25 protein-coding genes and 1 pseudogene are annotated in these 24,610 nt (G+C 70.4%); 15 read left to right on the top strand and 11 right to left on the bottom strand.

The features are described from left to right. The first annotated feature begins 95 nt into the window (after nucleotides 1–95). From Q0Q23_RS05080 to hemL, 11 genes are read left to right on the top strand one after another with little or no spacing between them, the layout of a single operon-like run. Nucleotides 96–1,265: a uroporphyrinogen decarboxylase gene (locus tag Q0Q23_RS05080; RefSeq protein ID WP_295120283.1), complete on the top strand. Its 1,170-nt coding sequence runs from the start codon at nucleotides 96–98 to the stop codon at nucleotides 1,263–1,265. Beyond that, complete coding sequence (locus Q0Q23_RS05085; protein ID WP_295120286.1) at nucleotides 1,262–2,905, top strand: NAD(P)/FAD-dependent oxidoreductase; 1,644 nt, start codon at nucleotides 1,262–1,264, stop codon at nucleotides 2,903–2,905. Before Q0Q23_RS05080 ends, Q0Q23_RS05085 begins: the two co-directional genes overlap by 4 nt. 7 nt (nucleotides 2,906–2,912) lie before the next feature. Continuing rightward, nucleotides 2,913–3,227, top strand: a complete 315-nt coding sequence (locus Q0Q23_RS05090) for a hypothetical protein (RefSeq protein WP_295120289.1) — start codon at nucleotides 2,913–2,915, stop codon at nucleotides 3,225–3,227. Nucleotides 3,228–3,263: 36 nt separating this feature from the next. Next, the gene (locus Q0Q23_RS05095; protein WP_295120293.1) at nucleotides 3,264–3,674 is read left to right on the top strand and encodes a phage holin family protein; all 411 of its coding nucleotides are present in this window, start codon (nucleotides 3,264–3,266) and stop codon (nucleotides 3,672–3,674) included. Next, nucleotides 3,664–3,879, top strand: a complete 216-nt coding sequence (locus tag Q0Q23_RS05100; RefSeq protein WP_295120295.1) for a DUF3618 domain-containing protein — start codon at nucleotides 3,664–3,666, stop codon at nucleotides 3,877–3,879. The genes Q0Q23_RS05095 and Q0Q23_RS05100 overlap by 11 nt, the downstream gene beginning before the upstream one ends. Nucleotides 3,880–3,919: 40 nt before the next feature. Next, nucleotides 3,920–4,669 (top strand): hydrogen peroxide-dependent heme synthase, encoded by a 750-nt coding sequence (hemQ, locus tag Q0Q23_RS05105; RefSeq protein ID WP_295120298.1) that lies wholly within the window; start codon nucleotides 3,920–3,922, stop codon nucleotides 4,667–4,669. Next, nucleotides 4,666–5,847 carry a ferrochelatase gene (locus Q0Q23_RS05110; protein ID WP_295120301.1) on the top strand — a complete coding sequence of 394 codons (1,182 nt, stop codon included), beginning with the start codon at nucleotides 4,666–4,668 and terminating at the stop codon, nucleotides 5,845–5,847. Before hemQ ends, Q0Q23_RS05110 begins: the two co-directional genes overlap by 4 nt. Continuing rightward, nucleotides 5,844–6,845 (top strand): hydroxymethylbilane synthase, encoded by a 1,002-nt coding sequence (hemC, locus tag Q0Q23_RS05115; RefSeq protein WP_295120304.1) that lies wholly within the window; start codon nucleotides 5,844–5,846, stop codon nucleotides 6,843–6,845. The genes Q0Q23_RS05110 and hemC overlap by 4 nt, the downstream gene beginning before the upstream one ends. Further along, the gene (locus Q0Q23_RS05120; protein ID WP_295120308.1) at nucleotides 6,842–7,630 is read left to right on the top strand and encodes a uroporphyrinogen-III synthase; all 789 of its coding nucleotides are present in this window, start codon (nucleotides 6,842–6,844) and stop codon (nucleotides 7,628–7,630) included. Before hemC ends, Q0Q23_RS05120 begins: the two co-directional genes overlap by 4 nt. A 47-nt stretch (nucleotides 7,631–7,677) precedes the next feature. Continuing rightward, nucleotides 7,678–8,649, top strand: a complete 972-nt coding sequence (gene hemB / locus Q0Q23_RS05125) for a porphobilinogen synthase (RefSeq protein ID WP_295120424.1) — start codon at nucleotides 7,678–7,680, stop codon at nucleotides 8,647–8,649. Beyond that, nucleotides 8,637–10,025, top strand: a complete 1,389-nt coding sequence (gene hemL / locus Q0Q23_RS05130; protein WP_295120311.1) for a glutamate-1-semialdehyde 2,1-aminomutase — start codon at nucleotides 8,637–8,639, stop codon at nucleotides 10,023–10,025. The genes hemB and hemL overlap by 13 nt, the downstream gene beginning before the upstream one ends. A gap of 19 nt (nucleotides 10,026–10,044) precedes the next feature. Here hemL and Q0Q23_RS05135 read toward each other — a convergent pair whose 3' ends face one another. The 5 genes from Q0Q23_RS05135 to Q0Q23_RS05155 all read right to left on the bottom strand — a co-directional run bounded on the left by Q0Q23_RS05135 (nucleotide 10,045) and on the right by Q0Q23_RS05155 (nucleotide 15,005). Continuing rightward, entirely contained in the window at nucleotides 10,045–10,281 is a 237-nt protein-coding gene (locus Q0Q23_RS05135; protein ID WP_295120314.1) for a hypothetical protein, read from the bottom strand. 38 nt (nucleotides 10,282–10,319) lie between these two features. Then, complete coding sequence (locus tag Q0Q23_RS05140; protein WP_295120316.1) at nucleotides 10,320–11,573, bottom strand: sugar ABC transporter permease; 1,254 nt, start codon at nucleotides 11,571–11,573, stop codon at nucleotides 10,320–10,322. Beyond that, a complete protein-coding gene (locus Q0Q23_RS05145; protein ID WP_295120427.1) occupies nucleotides 11,573–12,409 on the bottom strand; it encodes an ATP-binding cassette domain-containing protein in 837 nt (278 codons plus the stop codon). The genes Q0Q23_RS05140 and Q0Q23_RS05145 overlap by 1 nt, the downstream gene beginning before the upstream one ends. A 147-nt stretch (nucleotides 12,410–12,556) precedes the next feature. Next, nucleotides 12,557–13,675: a sugar ABC transporter substrate-binding protein gene (locus tag Q0Q23_RS05150; RefSeq protein ID WP_295120319.1), complete on the bottom strand. Its 1,119-nt coding sequence runs from the start codon at nucleotides 13,673–13,675 to the stop codon at nucleotides 12,557–12,559. Between the two features lie 148 nt (nucleotides 13,676–13,823). After that, nucleotides 13,824–15,005: an ROK family transcriptional regulator gene (locus Q0Q23_RS05155; RefSeq protein ID WP_295120322.1), complete on the bottom strand. Its 1,182-nt coding sequence runs from the start codon at nucleotides 15,003–15,005 to the stop codon at nucleotides 13,824–13,826. A gap of 164 nt (nucleotides 15,006–15,169) precedes the next feature. Here Q0Q23_RS05155 and Q0Q23_RS05160 point away from each other — a divergent pair, with 164 nt between their 5' ends. Both Q0Q23_RS05160 and Q0Q23_RS19980 read left to right on the top strand, forming a co-directional pair. Continuing rightward, the gene (locus tag Q0Q23_RS05160; RefSeq protein WP_295120326.1) at nucleotides 15,170–15,556 is read left to right on the top strand and encodes a hypothetical protein; all 387 of its coding nucleotides are present in this window, start codon (nucleotides 15,170–15,172) and stop codon (nucleotides 15,554–15,556) included. A gap of 93 nt (nucleotides 15,557–15,649) precedes the next feature. After that, nucleotides 15,650–16,267, top strand: a pseudogene (locus Q0Q23_RS19980) (DUF3800 domain-containing protein); the annotation flags it as partial. Nucleotides 16,268–16,548: 281 nt separating this feature from the next. Here the strand turns inward: Q0Q23_RS19980 and Q0Q23_RS05165 are convergent. After that, entirely contained in the window at nucleotides 16,549–16,938 is a 390-nt protein-coding gene (locus Q0Q23_RS05165) for a DUF1304 domain-containing protein (protein ID WP_295120329.1), read from the bottom strand. A 24-nt stretch (nucleotides 16,939–16,962) separates the two neighbouring features. On the opposite strand from Q0Q23_RS05165, the gene Q0Q23_RS05170 reads away from it, so the two are divergent. Then, on the top strand, nucleotides 16,963–18,183 hold the full coding sequence (locus Q0Q23_RS05170; RefSeq protein ID WP_295120332.1) for an FAD-dependent oxidoreductase: 1,221 nt from the start codon (nucleotides 16,963–16,965) through the stop codon (nucleotides 18,181–18,183). 6 nt (nucleotides 18,184–18,189) lie between these two features. Here Q0Q23_RS05170 and Q0Q23_RS05175 read toward each other — a convergent pair whose 3' ends face one another. Genes Q0Q23_RS05175 through Q0Q23_RS05185 form a run of 3 tightly spaced genes read right to left on the bottom strand, consistent with a single transcriptional unit; the run spans nucleotide 18,190 to nucleotide 20,429 of the window. Continuing rightward, on the bottom strand, nucleotides 18,190–18,570 hold the full coding sequence (locus Q0Q23_RS05175; RefSeq protein WP_295120335.1) for a DUF1304 domain-containing protein: 381 nt from the start codon (nucleotides 18,568–18,570) through the stop codon (nucleotides 18,190–18,192). Between the two features lie 26 nt (nucleotides 18,571–18,596). After that, nucleotides 18,597–19,619: an MDR family oxidoreductase gene (locus Q0Q23_RS05180; RefSeq protein WP_295120338.1), complete on the bottom strand. Its 1,023-nt coding sequence runs from the start codon at nucleotides 19,617–19,619 to the stop codon at nucleotides 18,597–18,599. Nucleotides 19,620–19,652: 33 nt separating this feature from the next. Beyond that, nucleotides 19,653–20,429: an isocitrate lyase/phosphoenolpyruvate mutase family protein gene (locus tag Q0Q23_RS05185; RefSeq protein ID WP_295120341.1), complete on the bottom strand. Its 777-nt coding sequence runs from the start codon at nucleotides 20,427–20,429 to the stop codon at nucleotides 19,653–19,655. 45 nt (nucleotides 20,430–20,474) lie between these two features. Between Q0Q23_RS05185 and Q0Q23_RS05190 the strand changes: the two genes are divergently transcribed. Beyond that, on the top strand, nucleotides 20,475–21,998 hold the full coding sequence (locus Q0Q23_RS05190) for an LssY C-terminal domain-containing protein (RefSeq protein WP_295120344.1): 1,524 nt from the start codon (nucleotides 20,475–20,477) through the stop codon (nucleotides 21,996–21,998). A gap of 36 nt (nucleotides 21,999–22,034) precedes the next feature. Here the strand turns inward: Q0Q23_RS05190 and Q0Q23_RS05195 are convergent, their stop codons facing one another. Both Q0Q23_RS05195 and Q0Q23_RS05200 read right to left on the bottom strand, forming a co-directional pair. After that, entirely contained in the window at nucleotides 22,035–23,627 is a 1,593-nt protein-coding gene (locus Q0Q23_RS05195; RefSeq protein WP_295120347.1) for a Na+/H+ antiporter, read from the bottom strand. Nucleotides 23,628–23,708: 81 nt separating this feature from the next. After that, nucleotides 23,709–24,596, bottom strand: a complete 888-nt coding sequence (locus Q0Q23_RS05200; protein ID WP_295120351.1) for a rhodanese-related sulfurtransferase — start codon at nucleotides 24,594–24,596, stop codon at nucleotides 23,709–23,711. Between the last annotated feature and the right edge of the window lie 14 nt (nucleotides 24,597–24,610).

Below are 24,610 nucleotides of genomic sequence, written 5' to 3' on the forward strand. Positions count from 1 at the left end.
GCCGCCCGCGTTCCTCGAATCGGGATACCGCGTCCGGCGGACCATCGCCGAGATTCCCGGAGGATTGGCAGATTCGTCCCTGGGAGAATGGGCGGGTGACCTCCCTCGACCCGTCCCACCCGCTCTCCGCCGGCCGCACTGCCGACAGCCGCCTCGTGCGCTCCTACCAGGGAGAGCGCCAAGAGGTCGTGCCCGTCTGGTTCATGCGCCAGGCCGGTCGGTCCCTTCCCGAGTACCGCGAACTGCGCGTCGGCACCCGGATGCTCGACGCCTGCCTCGATCCGGCGATGGCCAGCGAGATCACCCTGCAGCCGGTGCGCAGGCACGGCGTCGACGCCGGCATCTTCTTCAGCGACATCGTCGTCCCGCTCAAGCTCGCCGGCGTCGCCGTGGAGATCCAGCCCGGTCGCGGCCCGGTGTTCGAGCAGCCGGTGCGCACGGCGGCCGACGTCTCGCGGTTGGAGGAGACCGACCCGGCCGCCCTCGACGCCGAGACCTTCGCGCCGATCGCCGAAGCCGTGCGGCTAACGACGGCCGAGCTGGGATCGACGCCGCTGATCGGCTTCGCCGGAGCGCCGTTCACGCTGGCCGCGTACCTGGTCGAGGGCGGCCCGTCGAAGGACCACATCCGCGCGCGGACGCTGATGCACGCCGACCCGCAGACCTGGGCGCGGCTCATGGCCTGGAGCGCCGATGTCACGGGCGCCTTCCTCCGCGCGCAGCTCCTGGCGGGTGCGAGCGCCGCGCAGCTCTTCGACTCGTGGGCCGGATCGCTGTCGTTGCGCGACTATGTGGAGCACGTCGCTCCGGCGTCGGCGCGCGCCCTGTCGCACGTGCGCGACCTCACGTACGAGGTGCCGCGGCCCGCGGGCGAGGCGTCGCCGACGGAATCCGGGGAGCCGGCGGAGGCCGATGCGAACGAACCGCTGGTGCGCAACGTCCCCATCGTCCACTTCGGCGTCGGGACGGGGGAGCTGTTGAAGGCGATGCACGATGTGGGCGCCGACACGGTCGGCGTGGACTACCGCACCCCGCTCGACGAGGCGGCCCGCCGGCTCGGCCACGTCGTGCCGGTGCAGGGCAACGTCGACCCGGCGATGCTGGACGCACCATGGGAGGTGCTGTCGGCGCACGTCGTCGATGTGCTGGAGCGGGGGCGCGAGGCGCCGGCGCATGTGCTGAACCTCGGCCACGGCGTCCCGCCCGAGACCGATCCTGCCGTGCTGACCCGCGTCGTGGAGCTCGTCCACGGGTGGCGCGCGTGACCTCCGGGCCGCTCGACCACGACGCTCTCGCCGCGGAGGTGCGGCACGCGGTGGAGGCTCCGCCCACGCGCATCGCGATCGTCGGCGGAGGCGTAGCGGGACTCGTGGTCGCGCGGGAGTGCGCCCGGCCCGGGTTCGAGGTCACGGTGTTCGAGGCCTCCGATCGCGTCGGCGGCTCGGTGGCTCCGCTCGCGATCGACGGCCTGACGCTGGACGCCGGTGCCGAGAGCTTCGCGACGCGGGGCGGCCACGTGGCCGACCTCCTCGACGACCTCGGCCTCGGTGAGGCGATCGTCACGCCGAACCCGGCCGGGGCGTGGGTGCGGAACGGCTCGCGCAGCGTTCCCTTGCCCCGGGCGGGTCTGCTGGGGATCCCGAGCTCCCCCCTCGCCACCGACGTCGTCGCGGCGATCGGGTGGGGCGGCGCGGTTCGCGCATACATGGACCGGCTGCTTCCCGTGCTCAAGATCGGCCAGGAGCGCCGACTCGGAACGCTCGTCCGCAAGCGCATGGGGTCGAAGGTCCTCGACGAGCTGGTGTCGCCGGTCGTCACCGGTGTCTACTCGGCGAACCCCGACGAACTCGACGTCGATGTGGTCGCCCCCGGACTGAACGCCGCGCTGACACGGCTCGGCTCGCTCTCCGGCGCGGTGGGCGACCTGCGCTCGTCCGCCAAAGCGGGCAGCGCTGTGCAGGGAATCCGCGGCGGCATGTGGAAGCTGCCGGCTGCGCTCGCCGACGACATCGTCGCCCGCGGCGGCGTCATCCGCACGGAGGCGCCGGTGATCGGCGTGGAGCCATGGGTCGCCCCTGGCCCGGAGGAAGTCGCGGCACACGCTGTCGAGGAGGCCCTGGCCGGATCGTACGACGATGCCGATGCCGATGCCGACGCCGGCGCCGGCAGGGCGGCCGGGGAGCCGTCCCCGCCGCTGCCGAGCCCCGCGGACGACCGTCCGGCGCGCTGGACGCTCCGGCTGGCCGGTGGTTCGACCGTCGATGCCGACGTCCTCGTCGTGACGGCCCCCGCCGACGCCGCGCTCGCGCTGCTGCCCGGCACCGACGCGCGGCTCGCCGATCTGGCTGCGCTGGACTGGCCCGCCGCGTCCAGCGTCGAGCTGGTCACGCTGGTCCTGACGGACGATCGCATCGGCGCCGCTCCGGTCGGCACGGGTGTCCTCGTCGCCGACACCGGCGCGTCGGGCGTCGGCGCGAAGGCGATGACGCACTCCAGCGCCAAGTGGGCGTGGGTGGCGGAGGCCGCGGGGCCCGGGCGTCACGTGGTGCGCCTGTCCTACGGCCGTGCCGGCCGCCCGGCCGAGACGGTCGCCCTCAGCGACGACGAGCTCCGCCGTCGCGCCGTCGCGGATGCCGCGGCTCTCCTGAATATTCCGCTCACGGAATCCGATGTCTCCGCATTCGCCCGGACCCCCTGGACGAACGCGCTTCCCTATGCGACAGTGGGGCAGCGGGAGCGCATCCAGCGGGTCCGCGACGAGGTCGAGGGCGTCGAGGGTCTCGAGGTGACCGGCTCCTGGCTCACCGGCACCGGGCTGGCATCCGTCATCCCGGACGCACGCCGGGTGGCGGAGCGAGCACGGGGTCTACGCTGGAAGGCACTGACCGACGACCTGAAGAGGTGAGGGACGTATGCGGGGAAAGCTTCTCTTCGTGACCGGAGCGGCCGTGGGCTACGTGCTCGGCACGCGCGCCGGGCGCAAGCGCTACGAGCAGATGAGGTCGGCGGCGCTGAAGGTCTGGGAGTCGCCCGGCGTGCAGAAGCAGGTGAACGCCGTCGAGGACTTCGTCGCCGAGAAGATCGGCGAGGTCCCCGAGGCCGTGTACATCACGGTCAAGAAGGCCGTCGTGCGCGCCAACGACCGCCGCAGGGAGGCGCGGCAGCCCGGCCCGCGGCCGTCGGGGGTGGCCGTGGTGCCCGCGACGCGGGATGATCACCAGGAGTAGCGGCCGCCGGATGCGACCGAAGGGGCAGGTGAGCGGATGACCGATCGAGAGCGGGCGAGATCTCAGTCGTTGGGCGAGCTGATCACGGCGCTGCCCCGGCTCCTCATCGGCTTGCTGAAGGCCGAGCTGGCCCACCTGCGTGCGGAGTTCGCCGAGAAGGCCAAGTATGCCGGCATCGGCATAGGGCTCTTCGTGGTCGCCGCGGCCCTGCTGTTCTTCGCCGTGGGCGTCCTCGTCGCGGCCGCGATCCTCGCGCTGGCCGTGGTGCTCCCGGGATGGGCGTCGGCGCTCATCGTCTTCGCGGCGCTCGTGATCGTCGCCGTCGTCCTCGCTCTGATCGGCGTCTCGTCGCTCAAGCGGATGAACGGCGTCGCTCCGACGGAGACGATCGCGAGCGTCAAGACCGACATCGACGCGCTGAAGGGGCTGGGCAAGTATGACAACTGACCGCAGTGACGTCGATCGTGCTCGCGCCGAACTGGCCGCCACCGTCGACGCGATCACCTACAAGCTGAATGTGCCCCAGCGCACCGCGGAACGGGTTCGCCGGCTGCGGGAGGACAACCCGCTCGCCCTCGTCGGCATCGCGGTGGGGGCCGCCGTCGTGGTGGGCGGAGTCGTCTGGGGGATCGTGGCGGCCTCCCGCCGGTGACCGTTTTTGCCTTCACAGGTTTGCGAGGGAGACTGTCGGTATGAGTACCCCGGCTGCCGTCCCGGCAGAGTCGACCTCCCCCGAATCACGTCCCTCCGAACAGGCTGCCCCCGAAGTCCCGAGCGGGTTCACCCTGTGGGCTGTGCTGCGCCGTGACCCGGCGCGCCCCGACGACCTCGACGGCACCGACGTCCCGAAGGCGGTGCAGGAACTCGAGGGCGTCATCGCCGATCTCGAGCTGCAGAACGTCACCACCCGCGGCCTGTACGACGTGAGCGGCCTCCGCGCCGACGCCGACGTGATGGTCTGGTTGCACGGCCCGGACGCGGAGGGCCTGCAGTACGCGCTGCGCCAGCTCCGCCGCACCCGTCTGCTCAAGGCGCTGCTGCCGACGTGGAACGCCATGGGCGTGCACCGCGACGCGGAGTTCAACCGCTCGCACGTCCCCGGATTCCTGCGCGGCAAGGAGCCGAAGGGCTGGCTGTGCGTGTACCCGTTCGTGCGCAGCTACGAGTGGTATCTGCTTCCCGAGGAGGAGCGGTCGCAGATGCTGGCCGAGCACGGGCGCAAGGGCGCCGCGTTCCGCGGGGTGCTGGCGAACACCGTCGCATCGTTCGCGCTCGGCGACTACGAGTGGATCCTCCCGCTCGAGGCCGACGACCTCACCGACCTCGTCGACATGATGCGCGACCTCCGCTACACCGAGGCTCGGCGCCATGTGCGCGAAGAGGTGCCGTTCTTCACCGGCCGCCGCATCCTCCCGGCCGAGATCGTGGAGGTCCTGCAGTGACGGGGACCGAGGCTGCGCCCCGGGTCCTGGGCGCCACGCCTGCCGCCGCATCCGGCCCGGCGCACGTCACCGAGCCCGTCGCCTACGACGCGATCCTCCTCGCCGGGTTCGGCGGGCCGGAGGGCCAGGACGACGTCATCCCCTTCCTGCGGAACGTGACCAGGGGCCGTGGCATCCCGGAGGAGCGCCTCGAAGAAGTCGCGCACCACTACCGTCACTTCGGGGGCGTGAGCCCGATCAACGACCAGAACCGCGAGCTCAAGGCGGCCCTGGAGGCCGAGCTCGCCTCGCGCGGGATCGACCTGCCCGTGCTGTGGGGCAACCGCAACTGGGACCCGTATCTCGAGGACGCGCTCCGGGAGGCCGACGAGCGCGGCCACCGGCGGATCATCGCGATCGCCACCAGCGCATACTCCTCGTACTCGAGCTGCCGCCAATACCGTGAAGACTTCGCCCGCGCGCTCGAGGAGACCGGGCTGGAGGGCACGATCCAGATCGACAAGGTGCGTCAGTTCTTCGACCACCCGGGCTTCGTCGAGCCGTTCATCGAGGGTGTGCGCAACGCCGTCGACGAGCTCCGCGAGCGGGTGCCGGGAATCGACCCGGCCACCGAGATCCGTATCCTCTATTCGACGCACTCGATCCCGTCGACCGACGCGGCCAAGTCCGGGCCGGCCGAGCGCGGCTTCGGCGAGGGCGGCGCCTACGCCGCTCAGCATCTGGCGGTGGCCGAAGTCGTCTCGCAGGCGGCGGCGGACGGCGTCATCGGGTGGGACCTGGTCTACCAGTCCCGCTCCGGCCCTCCCTCGATGCCGTGGCTCGAACCCGATATCAACGACCGGATCGCGGAACTGCCCGCGCTCGGCGTCAAGGCCGTCATCATCGTGCCGCTCGGGTTCGTCAGCGATCACATGGAGGTGCTCTGGGACCTCGACAACGAGGCGATGGAGACGAGCGAAGAGAACGGTCTCATCGCGGTGCGCGTCCCGACGCCCGGTACGCACGCGCGCTACGTGAAGGGCCTGGTGGATCTGGTGCTCGAGCGGCGTGACGGCCTTCCCGTGGACCAGCGCCCGGCCCTGACTCCGCTCGGCCCGTGGTACGACGTGTGCCGCCCGGGCTGCTGCGAGAACGTCCGACTGGGCTTCAAGCCCGCCGCTGCGGGGCTCGCGCCGTGACCGGCACGGTGAGCCTGGCCGAGGGCCGCGCCGACCGGCGCGACGGCGTTCTGCGCATCGGCACCCGCGGGAGCGCGCTCGCGATCGCGCAGACCCGCGCGGTCGCCGAGTCGATCGCGCGTGCGACCGGCCTCGATGTCGAGCTGATCACCGTGACCACCCACGGCGACACCTCACGGGAGTCGCTGTCCGACCTGGGCGGCACCGGCGTGTTCGCGACCGCATTGCGGGAGGCGCTCCTGGCCGACGAGTGCGACCTGCTGGTGCACTCGCTCAAGGACCTCCCGACGGCTGCGGCCCCGGGCTTGATCGTCGGAGCCGTGCCGAAGCGCGCGGACGCCCGCGACGCGCTGTGCGCCCGCGAAGGCTGGACCCTCGAGACCCTGCCCGAGGGGGCGACGGTGGGCACCGGCTCGCCACGCCGCGTCGCGCAGCTGAAGTCGGCACGACCGGATCTGCAGGTGATCGACATCCGCGGCAACGTGGACACGCGGCTCGGGAGGGTGACCGAGGGCGACCTCGACGCCGTCGTGCTGGCGGCCGCCGGCCTCGGCCGGCTGGGCCGGACCGACGCGGTCACCGACTTCTTCGCGCTCTCGCAGGTTCCGACCGCACCGGGCCAGGGCGCCCTGGCGCTGGAGGTCCGCGAGGGCGAGCAGAGCGGCCGCGGCGACGTCGCGCGTGCGCTCAAGGCGGTCGACCACGCGACGACGCACGCCTGTGCGACCGCGGAGCGGGCCGTGCTCGCCGGCCTCGAAGCGGGCTGCGCGGCACCGATCGGCGCGTCGGCACTCGTCGACGACGGTCTGCTCTTCCTCACCGCCACCGTCTACCGTCCCGACGGCACCGAACGACTCACCGCCTCCCACGCCGCCACTCCCGACTCGTTCGGCGCCGCCGACCTCGACGAGGCCGCGCGCGACGTCGGCGCACGCGTTGTGGCCGAACTCCTCACGGCGGGAGCCGCCGACCTGGCCCCACTGGGGAGCTCACGATGACCTCCACGTCTCCTGCCCCGAAGCCGCTCGCCGGCTGGCGGGTGCTCGTGCCGCGGGGCGGTCCGTGGGGAGACTCCGTCGCGGCCGACCTGCGCGCCAAGGGCGCCTCGCCGGTCGTCGCCGCGATGATCAACTTCGCGCCCACCGCCGACGCGCCGGCACTCGAGGCCGCCCTGGCTCGCCTCGCCGCCGGCGGGTTCGACTGGGTCACCGTCACCAGTGCGACGACCGTGGACGTCCTGAGCGCGGCGCGGGCGGTCGTGCCGCCGACCACGCGCATCGCAGCGGTCGGCGAGACCACGGCGGCAGCGCTCGCCGCCGCCGGCTACAGCGTGGACCTCGTCCCCGCCGAGGACAACTCGGCGCGCGGGCTCCTCGAGGAGTGGGAGGCCGCGACCGGAGGTGCCGTCCCGCTGCGCATCCTCACGCTCCGTTCGGAGATCGCCAAGCCGCTCCTGACCGAGGGGCTGCGTCGCATCGGTCACCACGTCGAGTCGGTCGTCGCCTACCGCACGGTCGGCATCCCGGTGCCAGAGAACATCGTCGCCGACGTGCGCGACGGGCTGGTGCAGGCCATCCTCGTCACCAGCGGTTCGGTGGCGGAGCAGGTCCAGGTGCAGCTCGGCCCGATCCCGGAGACGACCCTGGTCGCGGCCATCGGGCCGCAGACCGCGCGCGATGCGCGCGAGTACGGCCTGCGGGTCGACGTGGTGGCAGAGGAGCGCACGGCGGCCTCCCTCATCGATGCCGTCGCCGCTGCCGCCGGTCGCGCGAACGCCTCCTGACGGCGGGCACCCAGCGGCGCGGGCGTAGGCTGGGGAGAGTGAGTGAGTTGCATCCCGTTGTGCGGCCGCGACGGCTCCGGCAGTCGCCGGCGCTGCGCCGTCTGACCGCAGAGACCCGCCTCCATCCGGCGGAGCTGATCCTCCCGCTGTTCGTCCGGGAGGGCGCCTCCGAGCCGCAGCCGATCGCGTCGATGCCGGGCGTCGCGCAGCACAGTCTCGACTCCCTGAAGCGTGCGGCTGTGGAGGCCGCGGAGGCCGGTGTCGGCGGAGTCATGCTCTTCGGCGTGCCCGAAACCCGCGATGCGACCGGCACCGCCGCCACCGACCCGCATGGCATCCTCAACGTCGCGACGCGCGCGGTCGCCGACGAGGTCGGCGACGCCCTCGTGGTGCAGACCGATCTGTGCCTGGACGAGTTCACCGATCACGGTCACTGCGGCGTCCTCGACGGCGACGGTCACGTCGACAACGACGCGACGCTCCTGCGCTACCGCGACATGGCGATCGCGCAGGCCGAGGCCGGTTCGCAGCTGCTCGGCCTGAGCGGCATGATGGACGGTCAGGTGGCCGCCGTCCGCGACGCCCTCGACGCGGCGGGCCGCACGGACGTCGTGATCCTCGCGTACGCCGCGAAGTACGCCTCCGGCTTCTACGGCCCGTTCCGGGAGGCCGTGGACTCCCAGCTCTCCGGCGACCGCCGTGCTTATCAGCAGGACCCGGCGAACCGCCGTGAGGGTCTGCGCGAGGCACGGCTCGACCTCGAGGAGGGCGCGGACATCCTGATGGTGAAGCCGGCCCTGAGCTACCTCGACGTCCTGAGCGATGTCGCGGCGATGAGCGACGTCCCCGTCTGGGCCTATCAGGTCTCCGGCGAGTACGCGATGGTGGAGGCCGCGGCCGCGAACGGCTGGATCGACCGTGAGCGCGTGATCGAAGAGACCCTGGTCGGCGCGCGCCGCGCGGGCGCCGACGCCGTGCTCACCTACTGGGCGACCGAGGTCGCGGGATGGCTGCGATGAACGACGTGAACAGGGGCAGCGGTCACGCCGGCGACACGCAGGATCTGCAAAGTCTGGCCGACGGCGCCGCGCTCGGCGACGTCAACCTCGCGCAGTTCGAGCGTGCGCAGCGCGTGATCCCGGGCGGGGTCAACTCGCCGGTGCGTGCGTTCCGCTCGGTCGGCGGTACCCCGCGCTTCATGGTGTCTGCGCGCGGCCCCTACATCGTCGACGCCGAAGGGCGTGAGTACGTCGACCTGGTCGCATCCTGGGGGCCGGCGATCCTCGGTCACGCGCATCCCGCCGTCGTCTCGGCGGTCCAGGAGGCCGCGGGTCGGGGGCTCTCGTTCGGCGCCTCCACGCCCGCCGAGACCGAGCTGGCGGAGGCCGTGCTCGGCCGGGTGCCGTTCATCGACAAGCTGCGGCTGGTCTCCACCGGCACGGAGGCGACGATGACGGCGATCCGCCTGGCGCGCGGCTACACAGGCCGTCCGTTGCTGATCAAGTTCGCCGGGCATTACCACGGCCACTCCGACGGCCTGCTCGCCGAGGCCGGGTCGGGTCTCGCGACCCTGTCGCTGCCGGGCTCCGCCGGCGTGACCGAGGCGACCGCGGCGCAGACGCTCGTGCTGCCGTACAACGACCTCGACGCCGTGCGTGCCGCGTTCGAGGCGAACGGCCCGGACATCGCGGCCGTGATCACCGAGGCGGCCGCGGCGAACATGGGCGTCGTCGCGCCGGACGAGGGCTTCAACGCCGCGTTGACCGACCTGGCCCACGAGTACGGCGCCCTGCTCATCCTCGACGAAGTGCTCACGGGATTCCGGGTGAGCGAGGCAGGCTATTGGGGGCTCGACCGGAGCTACACGCCCGATCTCGTCACGTTCGGCAAAGTGATCGGCGGCGGGATGCCGTTGGCCGCCGTGGGCGGTCGGACCGAGCTCATGGACTTCCTCGCGCCGACCGGGCCGGTCTATCAGGCCGGCACCCTGTCGGGCAACCCGGTCGCGGTGGCGGCCGGCCTCGCTACGCTGGCGCACGCCGACGAGGCGGTGTACGACCGGCTCGACGTCGTGGCCGGCACGCTGTCGGCCGCGGTCTCGGGCGCGCTGGCGGCGGAGGGCGTCGCGCATCGCGTCCAGCGCGCGGGCAACCTGTTCAGCTTCGTGTTCGGCGACTTCGCGGCAGCACCGCGCTCGTATGCCGAGGTCCAGTCGCAGGAGGCGTTCCGCTACCGGCCGTTCTTCCACGCAATGCTGGATGCCGGAGTATCACTGCCGCCGAGCGTGTTCGAGGCGTGGTTCGTCACGGCCGCTCACGACGACGCGGCGGTCGACCGCATCCTGGACGCGCTCCCCGCCGCCGCGCGAGCCGCGGCCGCGGCCTCCGCGAGCTGATACCCCTCGGCGGGGCGGATCACTCGTCGGCGGCGGAGGGGTCGCGCGCGAGCGACTCGACATAGGTGTAGGTGGCCGACGCGGGCCAGCCATCGGCGTCGAGCAGCGCGTACACGTCGAAGTTGAGCTGACCTCCGCCACCTGCTGCGCGCCGCAGCGTGCGGGGAGGCACGTCGGACGGCGCCCGCACCGTCACCGTCTGCGGGTCCGCTCCGGAACGCAGAAGGCGGGCGTGGAAGGTGGTGGTCCGGGTCACCGATCCACCTTCTCACACCCGCCCCGGGTCGCCGGCCGCTAAGCCTGCCCGTGCGATTCGCGCGAGCGGCGGGACAGCGAGTCGATGATGACCGCGAGCAGCAGCACCGCGCCCGTGATCATGAAGCGGTACGACGAGTCGAGGTTCAGCAGCGTCAGGCCGTTGGAGATCGACTGGATGACCAGGATGCCCAGCAGCGCCGACCACGCCGACCCGCGGCCGCCGAAGAGGCTCGTGCCGCCGATGACCGCCGCGGCGATGGCGTTCAGGTTCGTGTCGGTGCCGCCGGACGATGCGCTCACCGACGCGAGGCGTGCCGCGGCGAGCAGACCGCCGAGCGCAGCGAACGTGGAGCACAGGATGAAGACGCTGATGAAGACGCGGTTGACCTTGATGCCGGCTCGACGGGCGGCCTCCACCGAGCCTCCGACGGCGAACACCGAGCGGCCCCACTTGGTGCGGGTGAGGAAGAAGTTCATCACGATCACCAGGATCACGAACAGCAGGAACATCGCGCCCGTGCCTCGGTCGGTGGAGAGGTACCAGACGGCGATGCACAGGCCGATCAGCAGGAGTGCTGCCTTGACCAGGACGACGGCTACGGAGCCCTCGGACAGCCCGGCCTTGCGTCGGCGGGCGTTGCGGCGCCAGTCCGAGAAGAACATGCCGAGCGCGGCGATCGCGGCGAGCGTGTACGCGGCCCACGGCGGCAGGAAGGTCTGCTGCGCGAACTTCACGATCCACGAGTCGTAGGGGATGTTGATCGAGCTGTTCGGTCCGAGGATCCAGAGCTGGACGCCCAGGAAGCCGAGGAGGCCGGCCAACGTGATCACGAAGCTCGGGACGCCGAACCGGGTGAACAGCAGCCCGTACAGGTAGCCGATGGCCGAGCCCGCGAGGATCGCGACGATCACGGTCAGGGCGAGCGGCCAGTGCAGCTGGGTGAAGCCGACGCCGAGGATGGCCGCCGCGACACCGCTCACCGAGCCGACGGACAGGTCGATCTGCCCGAGCAGCAGCACCAGGACGATGCCGATCGAGATCGTACCGATCGCCGCGCACTGCAGGGTGAGGTTGACCAGGTTGTTGGCGCTCAGGAAGTTGGGGTTCAGGATCTGGAACACGACCCAGATCACGATGAGCCCCACGACGACGGGCAGCGAGCCGAGGTCGCCTCCCCGCACGCGACGCCCGAAGGCGCGCACCGCGCCGCCGAGGCCCTCCTCACGGATCAGGCGTTCGTCCTGCAGGTCGGCGGCGACCTGGGCCGGAGTCTCTGGTGCCTTGGTCATCAGGCCTGGTTCCCTTCGCTGTTCTCAAGGCGCTCGACGCGCTCCTCGATGCGTTCGGCCCGCTGCGCGACGACGTTGTCGGTCGCGCCGGTGATCGCCGAGATGATCTCTTCGTAGCTGACGTCGGGAACCCGGAAGTCCCCGTTGTTCCGGCCGAGCCGCAGCACGGCGACGCGGTCGGCGACGGCCTGCACATCGGCCATGTTGTGGCTGATCAGGATGACGCCGAGCCCGCGCTCGCGGAGGCGCTCGATGAGGTTGAGCACCTCCGCGGTCTGTGCGACGCCGAGGGCGGCGGTCGGCTCGTCGAGGATGACCACGCGCGGGTCGCCGATGAGCGAGCGCGCGATGGCGACGGTCTGCCGCTGGCCTCCCGAGAGCGAGGCGACGGCGATCCGCACCGAGGGGATCCGCGCCGAGAGCTGACGGAGCAGGCTCCACGAACGCTTCTCCATCTCCTCCTCGTCGAGCGTCCCGCGGGTGATCTCGCGCCCGAGGAAGAGGTTGGAGACGACGTCGAGGTTGTCGCACAGCGCCAGGTCCTGGAAGACCGTCGCGATGCCGAGCGCGCGCGACGCGGCCGGCGAGGGGATGTGGACGTCCTGCCCGTCGAAGCTGATGGTCCCGGAGTCCTGCGGGTGGACTCCCGCGAGGATCTTGACCAGCGTCGACTTGCCCGCTCCGTTGTCTCCCACCAGGGCAACGACCTCTCCGGGGTAGACGTCGAGGTGGATGTCCGTCAGGGCTTGGACGGCACCGAATCCTTTCGATACTCCTCGTAATGAGAGGACGGGCTGTCGGCTGGACCGCTCCTGGTCGGTGACCGCGGATTCCATCGTCACGGCGTTCTCCTTCGAGCCTGACGCTACCGATCACGCTGCGCGATCGTTCGCGTGCTTTCTTGCTAACTGTATGGCGGAACCACCCGGCCCGGGATGGCGGATGTCCGCATGCCCGGGCCGGGTGGGTGGTGCTCTCGGTGACTACTTGATGCCGTACTTGTCGCAGTACGCCTTGTAGTCGGCGGTGCAGATCTTCGAGGCGGAGTCGGGGCCGTAGAAGTTGTCCTTCACGACCGTCGACTCGATGTTGTCGGTCGTCACCGCGACCGGGTTCAACAGGATCGAGGCGATCTTCGCGCCGCCTGCCGTGGCGACCTCGGTGGTCTGCTCGGTCGGCTTCTGGCCCTTCGTCAGAGCGACGGCGAGGGTCGCCGCCTGCTCGGCCTCGGGCTGGAGCGCCTTGTAGACCGTCATGTACTGGTCGCCTGCGAGGATCCGCTGGATGCCAGCGAGCTCGGCGTCCTGACCGGTGACCGGCGGGAGCGGGCTCAGGTTGGCCGCCTTCATGGCTGCGATCGCACCGCCGCCGGTGCCGTCGTTGGCCGCGTAGACGCCCTTGATCTGGTCCTTGAACTGCGAGACCTGACCGGACACCCAGTCCTGGGCCTTGGCGGGGTCCCATCCTGGTGTGTCGTACTCGGCGAGCACCTTGTAGCCGCTGGAGTCGATGACGCTGTGCGCACCCTTCTTGAACAGGGTGGCGTTGTTGTCGGTCGGCGAGCCGTTGACCATCAGGATGCCGCTGCCGGCGGGAACGTTGTCCTTCTTCAGCTTGTCGACCAGGGCCTGCGCCTGCAGCTTGCCGACCTTCTCGTTGTCGAACGAGATGTAGTAGTTGAGGTCGGGGCTGTTGATGAGGCGGTCGTAGGAGATGACCGGGATGTTCTTGGCCTTCGCCTCGCCGACGATCGACGCGGCGGCCTCACCGTCGAACGGGTCGAGGACCAGGACCTTGACGCCCTGGGTCAGCATGGACTCCGCCTGCTGCTGCTGCTTGCTGGCGTCGCCGTCCGCGTTCGCGTAGAGGACCTGGCAGCCGGAGCAGAGGTCCTTGACCTTCGCCTCGAAGAACGGCTTGTCCGCCGACTCGTAGCGGGCGGTGACCGAGTCGGGCAGCAGGAGGCCGATCTTTGCGTTGGCGGCATCCGAGGCGTTGTTCGACGAGGAGTTTCCGGAACCGTTCGAACACGCTGTGAGTGTGAGGGCTGTGGCCAGGATCGCTGCGGACGCGACGACCGCTCTCTTGGTGGCGATCTTCATTGAAAAACCTCCGATTCGAGGCCGCCTTCTTTGGCGGCTGGGTTGAGTGTGTCAGTGCGGGAGCTTGGCGTCAATACTTGAATTCAAGCTTTCGATAACGGTTCGTCACGGACGGGGGGCACGGCGGGCCGAGGATGGGGGACGAGCGTCACACGGCGACGCCGACGCCGGTGATCGAGACGCTGTCGACGGCATGCGCGACGGCTCCCAGCGTCGCGGCCCGCACTCCGAGCTGGCCTTGGACGATATCGGGCATCAGGTCTTCGTTGACGATGATCGAGCGCTCCACCGCGTGCCGCATCGGCCCGAGCAGCAGCTCGCCGGCGCGCGCCAGTTCGCCGCCGACGACGACGCGCTCCGGGTCGAGGAGGTTGCAGAGGTTCGCCGTGGCGATGCCGATGTGCTTGCCGGCGTCGGCGATCGCCCGGATGCAGCGGGCATCGCCGGCCATCGCCTGCAGCACGACGTCGCCGAGCTTCAGGCTGCCCAGATGGTCGCGCAGCTCGTCGAGGATGGCGGGGCCTCCCGCGATCGCCTCCAGGCAGCCGCGGTTGCCGCAGCGGCAGAGCGGGCCGTTCTCGCGGATCGTGGTGTGACCGAACTCGCCTGCCACCCCGTTGTTGCCGCGGAACAGCTGCCCGTTGAGGAGTAGCCCGGCGCCGATCCCGTCGCCGACATCCAGCGTGATGGTCGTGCGCTTGCCGCGGCCCGCGCCGAGGCGCGACTCCGCGAGCGCGGTCAGATTCGCGGCGTTGTCGATGAACACCGGCCGCTTGACGCGGCGCTCCAGGGCCTCGGCGATGACCACACCGTCCCAGCCCCGCATGATGCCGCTGCGGGCGATGGTGCCGGTGCGGCGGTCGAGCGGCGCCGGCACCGCGAGCCCGATGGCGAGCACCTCGTCTCGCGATGCGCCGACGGACTCGAGCATGTCGGTGAGGAGCATCGACACCTTGTCGAGCTCGTTGTCGGCACGATGGTCCTTGGCCAACGGCATGTGGTTCTCGGCCACCACGGTGTTGGCCACGTCGGCTAGCGCGACGCGCAGGTGGCGCGTGGAGAAGTGGACGCCGACGACGAGGCCGAGCGCGTGCGCGAGCGTCACGTGCTGGGCGCGTCGTCCCGAGCGGATGCTCTGCGCAGTGTGGAGCACGCCCGAACTCGACAGCTCCTTGACGATGTTCGAGACCGTCGCGGGGGAGAGGCCCGTCGCGCCGGCCAACTCGACCTGGGTCAGGCCGCCGTGCTTCTTGATGGCGTCGACGATGCGAGCCCGGTTGGCTTCACGAAGTGAAGTCTGCGAGCCCGGAGTCCGCCGCTGCGTTGCCACGACGAGAAGGATACATGGCGGCTGCGTCGGCGGATCATGTGAGTCCGTGCAGCCCAGGGCTGCGACCCGGCAGCCCTGCGGATGCCGTCGATTCCAAGCCAACGGTTACGGCTTTGTGAGATTCGCGACCCCCGCGCACGGCGGTCGCCGGGCAGGATAGACCTATGGCCGACCTGCACGTTCACCCCGATCGCCTGGAGATCCATCTCACGCGGGCTGAGAAGGCGCTGTCGTTGCGCCGGGACGATCTCGTCATTCCGCGCGACAGCATCCGGTCGGTGGCCATCACGGAAGACCCGTGGATCTGGATCCGCGGCATCCGCGCACCGGGTGCCGCTGTCCCGCTCACGCTCTCGGTCGGCACCTGGAAGTTCCACGGCGGCAAGGACTTCCTGCTCATCAAGGGCAAGCAGCGCGCGGCCGTGGTGGTCGACCTCGACGGCGAGGAGTTCTCGCGCGTGATCGTCTCGACGCCGCACGCCGCGAAGCTGGTGGAGGCCCTGCGGGTCGACGTCAGCGAGATTCCGGCCGACGGGGAGATCATCGACTGACCGTCACCCCGGCAGTGTCGTATAGCCGATTTCACATTTGAGTACCGGGCGTGGCGTGCCGGTTTCCTTCGAATCCTGGGAGATCCTGGATCGATGTTGCTTGCCTACATCGACGAGTCCGGGAATACGGGCAGCTCGTCACTGAGCGGGGCGACCTCGCATTACGTCTTGGGGTGCGTACTCATCCACGCGGATACGTGGTCCACGGGTTTCGATCAACTCGTGGAATTCAGGCGACGCCTGCGTGACCGCTTCGAACTTCCAGTTACAGCGGAGGTGAAGGCAAACTACCTGATCCGCTCCAGCGGGGCGTTCAGAACACTCGGGCTCGCTCCGGCCGAGCGCGATCTCATCTACCGGGCTCACCTCGACATCGTGGGCCGGATCGGAGCGCGAGCGTTCGCAATCGTGATCGACAAGGAACGCAATGGGCTGAGTGGCTCGAACTGCTTCGAGTTCGCGTGGACGACTCTGCTTCAAAGACTCGAGCGCACGACCCACTACGAGAGGCAGAGGATGATGATCCTCCACGACAACGGGGAAAACGACTCCATCCGACGTATCGTACGAAAGGCGCGACGATTTCTGACCGCAGGAAGCATGCTCGGAGACGGGACCATCCGTGTCGACGCCAGGCATTTCGTCGATGACCCCGTGCCAAGAGCGTCGCACGAGTCCTACTTGGTTCAAATGGCCGATCTTGTCGCGTATGCCGGGTGGCGAGCGATAGTTCCCCCGAGTAGGTCTGTCGCAGGGGTCGCTCCGCAGAGCACTTGGTCGCACGTAGGTAGTGCCGTGCATGCCGCTGTCAATCGCTATTCGGGAGGGGTGCCCGGGGTAGTTGCCCGTTACGATGAAGGCCCCCGGCAACGGCCGGGGGCGGGAAGCGCCTACCCCGAGCATGCGCCGGGCTCAGCACTTTACACCCACCTTAGCAACAGCGCATCCACGGCACGCGAGACGCAAGCGGTGTGTCGGGAGCCCGCCGGCGCTCAGCCCGCGTGCGCGATCGAGAACAGCACGAGCGCGACCAGCGATGGGAGTCCCTGCAGCAGTGCTGCCCGCCAGTGGCGGCGGCCCGTCGTGAGCAGCACCATCGCGGCGAGTGCCATGCACGTGCCGGTGAAGAAGATCAGCCCGAAGCCCACGTGGCGCAGTGTCGTCCAGTACAGCACCAGTCCGACTGTGGCGCCTCCGGCCAGGAACAGGTTGTAGAAGCCCTGGTTGTACGCCATCGGGCGCACGACGTCGGCGTCGCGCTGGTCGGCGATCCCGAAGCGGCGCCAGACGTTCGGCGACGACCACAGCATGCTCTCCATGGCGAAGAACACGAGCTGCACGACTGCCGCGAGCGCGATGAGAACCGATCCGACGATCGCCATGTGGGGAGGATACGCTTCGGGGTCATGGAAATGATGCAGGCGTCCTGCGCCATCTCAGGCGGCGGCCCGGCCGGGATGATGCTCGGGCTCATCCTGGCGCGCGCCGGGCTCGACGTGGTCGTCCTCGAGAAGCACGCCGACTTCTTTCGCGACTTCCGCGGCGACACCATCCACCCCTCGACCGTGAGCGTCCTGGGTGAACTGGGACTGCGCGACGACTTCCTGGGCCTGCCGCACAACAGCATCCGCACCCTCGACGCCGTGGTCGACGGCACCCGGCTGCACCCCATCGACTTCGGGAGGCTGCGACCGCCCGACGATTTCCTCGTCCTCGCGCCGCAGTGGGATTTCCTGAGCTTCCTCGCCCGGCAGGCGGAGCGGTATCCGAACTTCCGGCTCGTGATGCAGACCGAGGTCACCGGCGTGATCCGTGACGGCGACGCCGTGCGCGGCCTGGTGGCGCGGGGTCCGTCCGGCGAGCTGCGGGTGGAGGCCGACCTGACCGTGGCGGCCGACGGTCGTGACTCGGTGCTGCGATCGGCCGTCGGCCTCCGCCCTCGGCGCTTCGGCGTGCCCATCGACGTGATCTGGTTCCGGCTCCCGAAGCCTGCCGAGACCCAGCCGTCGACTCTCGCGTACCTCGGCGGTGGCGCCATGGTGGTGACGATCGATCGCGGCGACTACTTCCAGACCGGCCTGGTGATCGCCAAGGGCGGGATCGACGCGCTCCGGGAGGCCGGTCTGCCGGCGTTCCGGTCCGCCGTGGCCGGGGCCGCGCCCTTCCTCCGCGAGCCGCTGGAGACGATCACGGACTGGGAGCCGCTCAAGCTCCTGAACGTGCAGATCGACCGGCTCCCGCGCTGGTACCGGCACGGCTTCCTGGCCATCGGCGATGCCGCCCACGCCATGTCGCCGGCGTTCGGCGTCGGCGTGAACTACGCGGTCCAGGATGCCGTCGCGACAGCGAACGCTCTGGCGGCTCCGCTGCGCGACGGTCCCGTCGACCTCCGGCTGCTCGACGCCGTCCAGCGGAGGCGCCTCCCGCCGGTGGAGTGGATGCAGCGCATCCAGTTGGCGGCGCACCGCCGCATCAGCCGGACGGGGGCGGGCCCCATCCTGCCCTCGCCGCCGCCGCCCGCGCTGAGGGCGGCGATCACCGTGGCGACACCGCTGGCCCAGCGGTTCACGGCGCGATTGGTGGGCAGAGGGCTGCGTCCGGAGTCGGTCGCTCCCGAGCTCCGCTGACCCGCGTCAGGAGAGCAGCATCAGCACGATGCCGATGAGCGGCAGCGTGCCCTGGATGATCGCCGGTCGCACGTAGCCGCGACCGGTGGTCACCAGGACGATCGACGCCGCCAGCATGCTCGCCATGGTGAACAGGATGAGCGCCAGGCCCGCCGCGTGCAGGCCGACGCCGAACAGGATCAGGCCGACGATCGCGCCGATGGCGAGGAACAGGTTGTAGAACCCTTGGTTGTAGGCCATCGGGCGCGTGGTGTCCGCCGTCGCCTGGTCGGCCACTCCGAATCGCTTCCACACGGCCGGTCGTGCCCAGGCGACGCTCTCCATTACGAAGATGCCGATGTGCAGGGCGGCGGCGAGGGTGACGACGACGGTCGCGAGCACGATCATGCGGTCAGCCTACGGCAGCGCGCGCTCTAAGCCCGGACATCGACGACGGTGCGCCCGTGCAGACGGCCGGCCAGGATGTCCTCGGCGGCGGGGATCGCCTCGGCCAGTGGGATGAACCGGGTCATCGCGGCGAGCGCCTCTTCGTCGAGATCGGTGGCGAGCCGACGCCATGCCGCCTCGCGGAGCGCCAGGGGCGCCTCCACCGAGTTGATCCCGGAGAGAGTGATCCCGCGCAGGATGAACGGCATGACGGTCGCCGGGAGGTCGGGGCCCTGCGCGAGCCCGCAGGCGGCGACCGTGCCGCCATAGCGGGTCTGGGCGAGCACGTTCGCCAGGGTGTGGCTGCCGACCGAGTCGATCGCGCCCGCCCAGCGCTGCGATTGCAGTGCCCGGCCCGGGTCGGCGAGCTCGGCGCGGTCGATGACAGCGGTGGCGCCGAGATCGGTGAGGTAACCGCCCTGCTCCTCCGGCCGGCCGGTGGATGCCGTAACCGGGTATCCCAGTTTCGCGAGAATGGCCACGGCCACCGACCCCACGCCGCCGGCCGCGCCCGTGACCAGGACGCTCGACCCCGAGGCGTGCACCTGCTCGGGATCGACGCCGTTGCGCTCCAGTGCGAGCACGGCGAGCATCGCGGTGAACCCGGCGGTGCCGATCGCGGCGGCCTGCTCGTTGAGCAGGGTGTCCGGCACCCGCACCAGGGCGTCGCCACGCACCCTGGCGCGCTCGGCCAGTCCGCCGTGGTGGCTCTCGCCGATGCCGTCCCCGTTCAGCACAACCCGGTCTCCCGGCCGCCAGCGCGGGTCCTGCGACGTGTCGACGATACCGACGAGGTCGATGCCGGGGATGAGCGGCGACACCCGCGCAACGCCCGGTCGGCCGGCGATGGCCAGGCCGTCCTTGTAGTTGAGGTCGGAGAACTCGACGGCGACCGTGACGTCGCCCGGCATCAGGAAAGCGTCGGTCAGCTGCCTCACCTCCGCTGTGTGCGCCAGGATACGGCTGCCCTCAGTCTCTTGCTCGATGACGATGGCGCGGAAGTCGGCCATGGCTCTCCTTCGGTCGGTGCGATCGCTGACGTGTCAGTTCAGGACGGGAACGGTGTCCGGCAGCTCGCCGCCGGCGTACAGTTCTGCGGCCGTGCCCTGCAATGCGGCGAGCGCGACCCGTTGCGTCCACGGGCCGTACGACACCCGGGCCACGCCGAGTTCGCTCAGCCGGGCGGGGGAGAGGGAGCCAGGGACAGCGATGACGCTGAGCGTGCGGTCGCCCAGGCCGCCGACCAGCCGGGACACCGTCTCCTCGTCGAGCCGCCCGGGCACGAAAACGCACGTCGCGCCCTCGTCGAGGAAGGCCCGGCCGCGCCGGATGGCCTCCTCGGTCCTCTCATCGGCCGTGGGGAACCCCTCGCGGATCCAGACATCGGTGCGGGCGTTGAGCGCGAACGGCACGCCCTCCGCCTCCGCAGCGGCCACGGCGGCCCGCACGGCGGCGACCGCCTCGTCGAAGGGGCGTACCCGGTCTTCGAGGTTCGCGCCGACTGCGCCGACGCCGATCGCCCGGCGGATGGTCTCCCCCGCATCGCCGTAGCCTGCCTCCAGGTCGGCGCTCACCGGAAGGTCGGTCGTCGCGACGATGCGGGCGACCATGTCGAGCATGAGCTCGCGCGGGATGCGTTCGCCGTCCTCGTAGCCGAGGGTGGCGGCGATCGAGTGGCTGGCCGTGGCCAGCGCCCGTGTCTCCGGCAGCGACGCGACGGCCTTCGCGCTGATCGCATCCCACACGTTGACGACCTGGAGCAGCTCGGGCGCGGCGTGCAGTCGGCGCAGCTCGGCGCCGCGTTCGGTGATGGAGGTCATGAGGCCACCCTACGACCCGTGCCGTCGCCCCTCTAGGATGGGCGCATGGTGGCCGCCGGGGAGCCGGGACGATCGCCGCGGGCCGCGCCCGTGGGCGGGAGTCCCCTGCCGCCCACGCCACGGCCCGAGCCGACGAAGACGCTTTCGGCCACCGGTCGCCGAGTCTCGGTCAACGCGGTCGTGGACAACGTGTTCTTCGTCTTCGGCGGCGTCGCGGCGATCTGGCTGGCGTGGCTCGTCCTCACCGAGAGTTTCGCGTGGGGCTGGTTCCTCGTCCTCTTCTTCCTGCTGTTCTGGATCGTCCTCGCCTATCTGGTCTTGCCGAGGCTGCACCGCATCCTCACCCAGATCTACGTTCCGGACTACTTCATCGGGCGGGCGAGAACCAGCGACGGCCTGCTGGGAGACCCGATCAACCTTGCGCTGCTGGGTTCGGAGGCGCAGCTCGACGAGGCGATGACCGCGGCGGGCTGGACCCGTGCCGACGATGTCACAGCCGCCTCCAGCCGGCGCATCATCACCTCGACGCTGTTCCGCCGGAGCTACGACGAGGCGCCGGTGAGCCCGCTGTTCCTGTTCGGTCACCAGCAAGACATCGCGTATCAGCAGGAGGTGCGCGGCAACCCGGCGAAGCGGCATCACGTGCGGTTCTGGAGATGCCCCGAGGGCTGGCTGCTTCCGGGCGGCCATCGGGTCGACTGGCTTGCGGCGGGGACCTTCGACCGGTCGGTCGGCTTCTCGTTGTTCACGCTGCAGATCACGCACAAGATCGACGCGAACACCGACATCGAGCGTGACCACATCGTCGCGACCCTGACCGACGCGGCCGTCGGCGCGGAGGTGTCGGTCATCCGGGACTTCTCGACCGGCTACCACTCGCGCAACGGCGGTGGCGACAGCATCGAGACCGACGGCGACCTCCCCGTGATCGACCTGACCGCGGTGGTGGTCGAGCCGTGGGCCGTCGCTCGAGCCGCCGGCGCCGACGAGCGCCGGCTGGAGCGGGCGGAGCGGCGGCCGGTGCCGACGACGCTGGGCTTCCTGCTGATGGTCCTGCGCGTGCTCGCGGGTGTGCTCACCGTCGTCCTCACGGTGCTCGCCTGGCCGACGTTCATCCGCTCGGAGCTGGTCTCGCAGACGGGCCGTGCGCTCACAGCCACCGAGCAGCAGGGGGCCGACCTCGTGTTCGGGATCGCGATGGGAGTCTTCGCCGCGGGACTGGTGTTCTACTTCTTGCTCGCGCTGCTGGTGTTCACGGGCAGCAACTGGGCGCGCATCGCGTCGATGTCGTACAGCGGCCTGCTGATCGTCCTGGCGGCGATCGACTTCTTCAACGGCGGCGAGCAGGTGACGCTGCGCACCAACATCTTCGGCTTGCCGCTGGACATCCTCGTCGTGCTCGCGCTCTCGTCGCAGCGGGCGCGACTCTGGGCACGGCGACCTCGGGTGCGGTCGCGGCGCGGTGCGGCCGCCGGCGCAGCGGCCGCCGCGGCTCAGGCGGTCGAACAGCAACGAGCGCAGGCGCTCGCCGCAGCGGACGCTCCCGCGGATGACACGACCCTCCGCTGAGGAGACCCATTCGGCTCATCGCCCGCTCAGCCGGGCTCACATCAGCTTCTTGCCCTCGCTTCCGCCCGCTTTCAACGCCGACTCCTCCGCGTCCAGGAACGCCAGCACCGATCGCACCGCCGCCTCCTGGTAGCGGCCCTCCGCACGCGCGTCGAGCACGGCCTGCCGTTCGGCGACGATCATCGACCTCCGGAGGCGGCTGTATTCGATCGGCGGGTCCTCCGTGTCGTCGGGCGTCGGATTCTCGAGTGCGTCGGAGAGGAACACCGCATTGATCCGGAGCCGTTCGATCACCCGATCGTCCTCGTCGCCGGTGACCTGCGACTCGAGGTGCTCGAGCCCGGCGGATTGCGCCTCGGCGAGCAGCCGCTGCATCTCGCTCGCCTCCTGCGCGAAGTCCGGCGGCGGCAGTCTCAGGCGGCGGATCACCCAGGGCAGCGCCAGCCCTTCGAGCAGGGTCGCGACCACGACGACGAACGCCAGGAGCTGCAGGAACTCCCGGTGCGGCGTCTCCTCGGGAAGCAGGAAGACCGCCGCCAGCGTCACCACGCCGCGGATGCCCGCGAACGACACGGCGATGCCGGTCGGCCAGGTCCACCCGCGTTCTCGCAGACGCTGCGGGCCGTACCGGTAGAGGGCTGTGGTGCCGACCATCCAGAGCAGCCTCGCGAGGAACAGGGCGATGAGAACGGCGATGCTGATCCAGATGGTCTCGGCGACCGTGATGCCCGACCGGAACGCCGAGTTGAGGATGCTGGAGAGCTCGAGCCCGATGAAGAGGAACACCGCGTTCTCGAGCAGGAACTCGATGGTGCGCCAGTTGATCGTCTCGGCGATCCGGGCCTCGGCCGTCTGGATGGCGGGTGAGCGATAACCGAGGTACAGCCCGGCGACCACCACGGACAGGATGCCCGAGCCGTGCAGGAACTGCGACGGGATGAACGCGAGGTACGGCGTGATCAGTCCGAGGGACGTGTCGAGCACCGGTGAGCGCAACTGCCTGCGGATCAGCGACAGCGCCCATCCCACGACGAGGCCCATCCCGATGCCGACCACCACCGCGATCACGAAGTCGCCGGCGATCGCCCACGGGTTGACGACGCTGACGACGGCCGCGATCGTCGCGTTCAGCGCCACGAGAGCGGTCGCGTCGTTGAAGAGGCTCTCGCCCTCGAGAACCGTCACGAGTCGCCGGGGCAGATGACCTCGGCCCGCGATCGCCGTCACGGCGACGGTGTCCGTCGGCGCCACGACCGCTCCGAAGGCCAGCGCCGCGGCCAGCGTGATCGCCGGCACGACGAGCCACGTGGTCAACCCCACGACCACCACGGTGAACACGACCAGCCCCACCGAGAGCAGCAGGATGCCGTCGCGCCTGGCGCGCACATCGACGACGGAGGTCTGGATCGCCGCGGCGAACAGCAGGGGCGGCAGCAGACCGAAGAGCACGACTTCCGGCTCCAGGGCCACCTGGGGTACACCGGGGATGAACGACGCGATCGCGCCGACGACCACCAGGACGACGGGCGCGGACCAGCCCACGCGACGCGAGAGTCCGGTGACCGTGACCGTCACGACGACGAACGACACGATCCAGACGATGGTGGAGACCGGATCCATGCTGTTCATGATGGCGGCAACGCGAAAGACGCAGCAATGGTTCCCGGCAATCGGTGGATGTCCGCGACCGTCAGCGCGGCTGTGGAGGACTCAGGCGGCGTGCGCAGCGCACTCCACGACGGCGCACTCCTCGCAGACCACCAGCTGCTCGCGGCAGGCCGGATCCGAGCAGTTCCGCATCCGCGCGGTCGGCGCGCCGCACCCCGTGCACCGGCCGATCACCGCGGAGTGATCCGAGAACCGTACCGACCCCCGGCCGTCGAACACGTAGAGCGAACCCTCCCAGAGACCGTCGTCGCCGAAGCGCTCGCCGTAGCGCACCACGCCGCCGTCCAGCTGATAGACCTCGCCGAATCCGCGCGAGCGCATCAGGCCCGACAGGACTTCGCAGCGGATACCTCCCGTGCAGTAGGTCACGACCGCTTTGTCCTTCAGATGGTCATAGCGTCCGCTGTCGAGTTCGGCCACGAACTCCCGTGTCGTCGCGACATCGGGCACCACCGCGTCGCGGAACCGCCCGATCGCGGCCTCGAAACGGTTGCGGCCGTCGAAGAAGACCACGTCGTCCCGCTGACCGAGCAGTGCGTGGAGGCCGTCCGGATCGAGGCGATCGCCGCCGCCGACCACGCCGGTCGAGTCGACGCGCAGCTCGGCCGGGGCGCCGAACGAGACGATCTCGTCGCGGACGCGCACCGAGAGCCGCGGGAAGTCGAGGCTCAGGCCGTCAGCGTCGAACCCCGAGCCTTCGCTCCACTTGACGTCGAGTCCGCGGAAGGCGGCGTACTCCTTGGTCTTGCGGGCATAGCGCTTGAGTGCCCCCAGCTCGCCGCCGAGCGTGCCGTTGATTCCGTCCTTCGAGAGCAGGATGCGCCCGCGCAGCCCGAGGGAATCGCAGAGATCGCGCTGCCACAGCCGTACGGCCTCCGGATCGGGGAGCGGGGTGAAGGCGTAGAACAGCAGGACCTTGGCAACGGGCACCGCGGGATGCTAGC

It is taken from the genome of uncultured Leifsonia sp. (assembly GCF_945957465.1).
GTDB lineage: Bacteria > Actinomycetota > Actinomycetes > Actinomycetales > Microbacteriaceae > Leifsonia.

Bases quoted from the DNA above. Each gene is read 5' to 3' on its own strand.
- Q0Q23_RS05180 (WP_295120338.1), bottom strand. From the start codon at position 19,619: ATGGCCGACTTCCGCGCCATCGTCATCGAGCAAGAGACTGAGGGCAGC.
- hemQ (WP_295120298.1), top strand. From the start codon at position 3,920: ATGAGTACCCCGGCTGCCGTCCCGGCAGAGTCGACCTCCCCCGAATCA.
- Q0Q23_RS05170 (WP_295120332.1), top strand. From the start codon at position 16,963: ATGGAAATGATGCAGGCGTCCTGCGCCATCTCAGGCGGCGGCCCGGCC.
- Q0Q23_RS05185 (WP_295120341.1), bottom strand. From the start codon at position 20,429: ATGACCTCCATCACCGAACGCGGCGCCGAGCTGCGCCGACTGCACGCC.
- Q0Q23_RS05100 (WP_295120295.1), top strand. From the start codon at position 3,664: ATGACAACTGACCGCAGTGACGTCGATCGTGCTCGCGCCGAACTGGCC.
- Q0Q23_RS05160 (WP_295120326.1), top strand. From the start codon at position 15,170: ATGGCCGACCTGCACGTTCACCCCGATCGCCTGGAGATCCATCTCACG.
- Q0Q23_RS05165 (WP_295120329.1), bottom strand. From the start codon at position 16,938: ATGGCGATCGTCGGATCGGTTCTCATCGCGCTCGCGGCAGTCGTGCAG.
- Q0Q23_RS05150 (WP_295120319.1), bottom strand. From the start codon at position 13,675: ATGAAGATCGCCACCAAGAGAGCGGTCGTCGCGTCCGCAGCGATCCTG.
- Q0Q23_RS05090 (WP_295120289.1), top strand. From the start codon at position 2,913: ATGCGGGGAAAGCTTCTCTTCGTGACCGGAGCGGCCGTGGGCTACGTG.
- Q0Q23_RS05175 (WP_295120335.1), bottom strand. From the start codon at position 18,570: ATGATCGTGCTCGCGACCGTCGTCGTCACCCTCGCCGCCGCCCTGCAC.
- hemL (WP_295120311.1), top strand. From the start codon at position 8,637: ATGGCTGCGATGAACGACGTGAACAGGGGCAGCGGTCACGCCGGCGAC.
- Q0Q23_RS05145 (WP_295120427.1), bottom strand. From the start codon at position 12,409: ATGGAATCCGCGGTCACCGACCAGGAGCGGTCCAGCCGACAGCCCGTC.
- Q0Q23_RS05190 (WP_295120344.1), top strand. From the start codon at position 20,475: ATGGTGGCCGCCGGGGAGCCGGGACGATCGCCGCGGGCCGCGCCCGTG.
- Q0Q23_RS05120 (WP_295120308.1), top strand. From the start codon at position 6,842: ATGACCTCCACGTCTCCTGCCCCGAAGCCGCTCGCCGGCTGGCGGGTG.
- Q0Q23_RS05140 (WP_295120316.1), bottom strand. From the start codon at position 11,573: ATGACCAAGGCACCAGAGACTCCGGCCCAGGTCGCCGCCGACCTGCAG.
- Q0Q23_RS05195 (WP_295120347.1), bottom strand. From the start codon at position 23,627: ATGAACAGCATGGATCCGGTCTCCACCATCGTCTGGATCGTGTCGTTC.
- Q0Q23_RS05095 (WP_295120293.1), top strand. From the start codon at position 3,264: ATGACCGATCGAGAGCGGGCGAGATCTCAGTCGTTGGGCGAGCTGATC.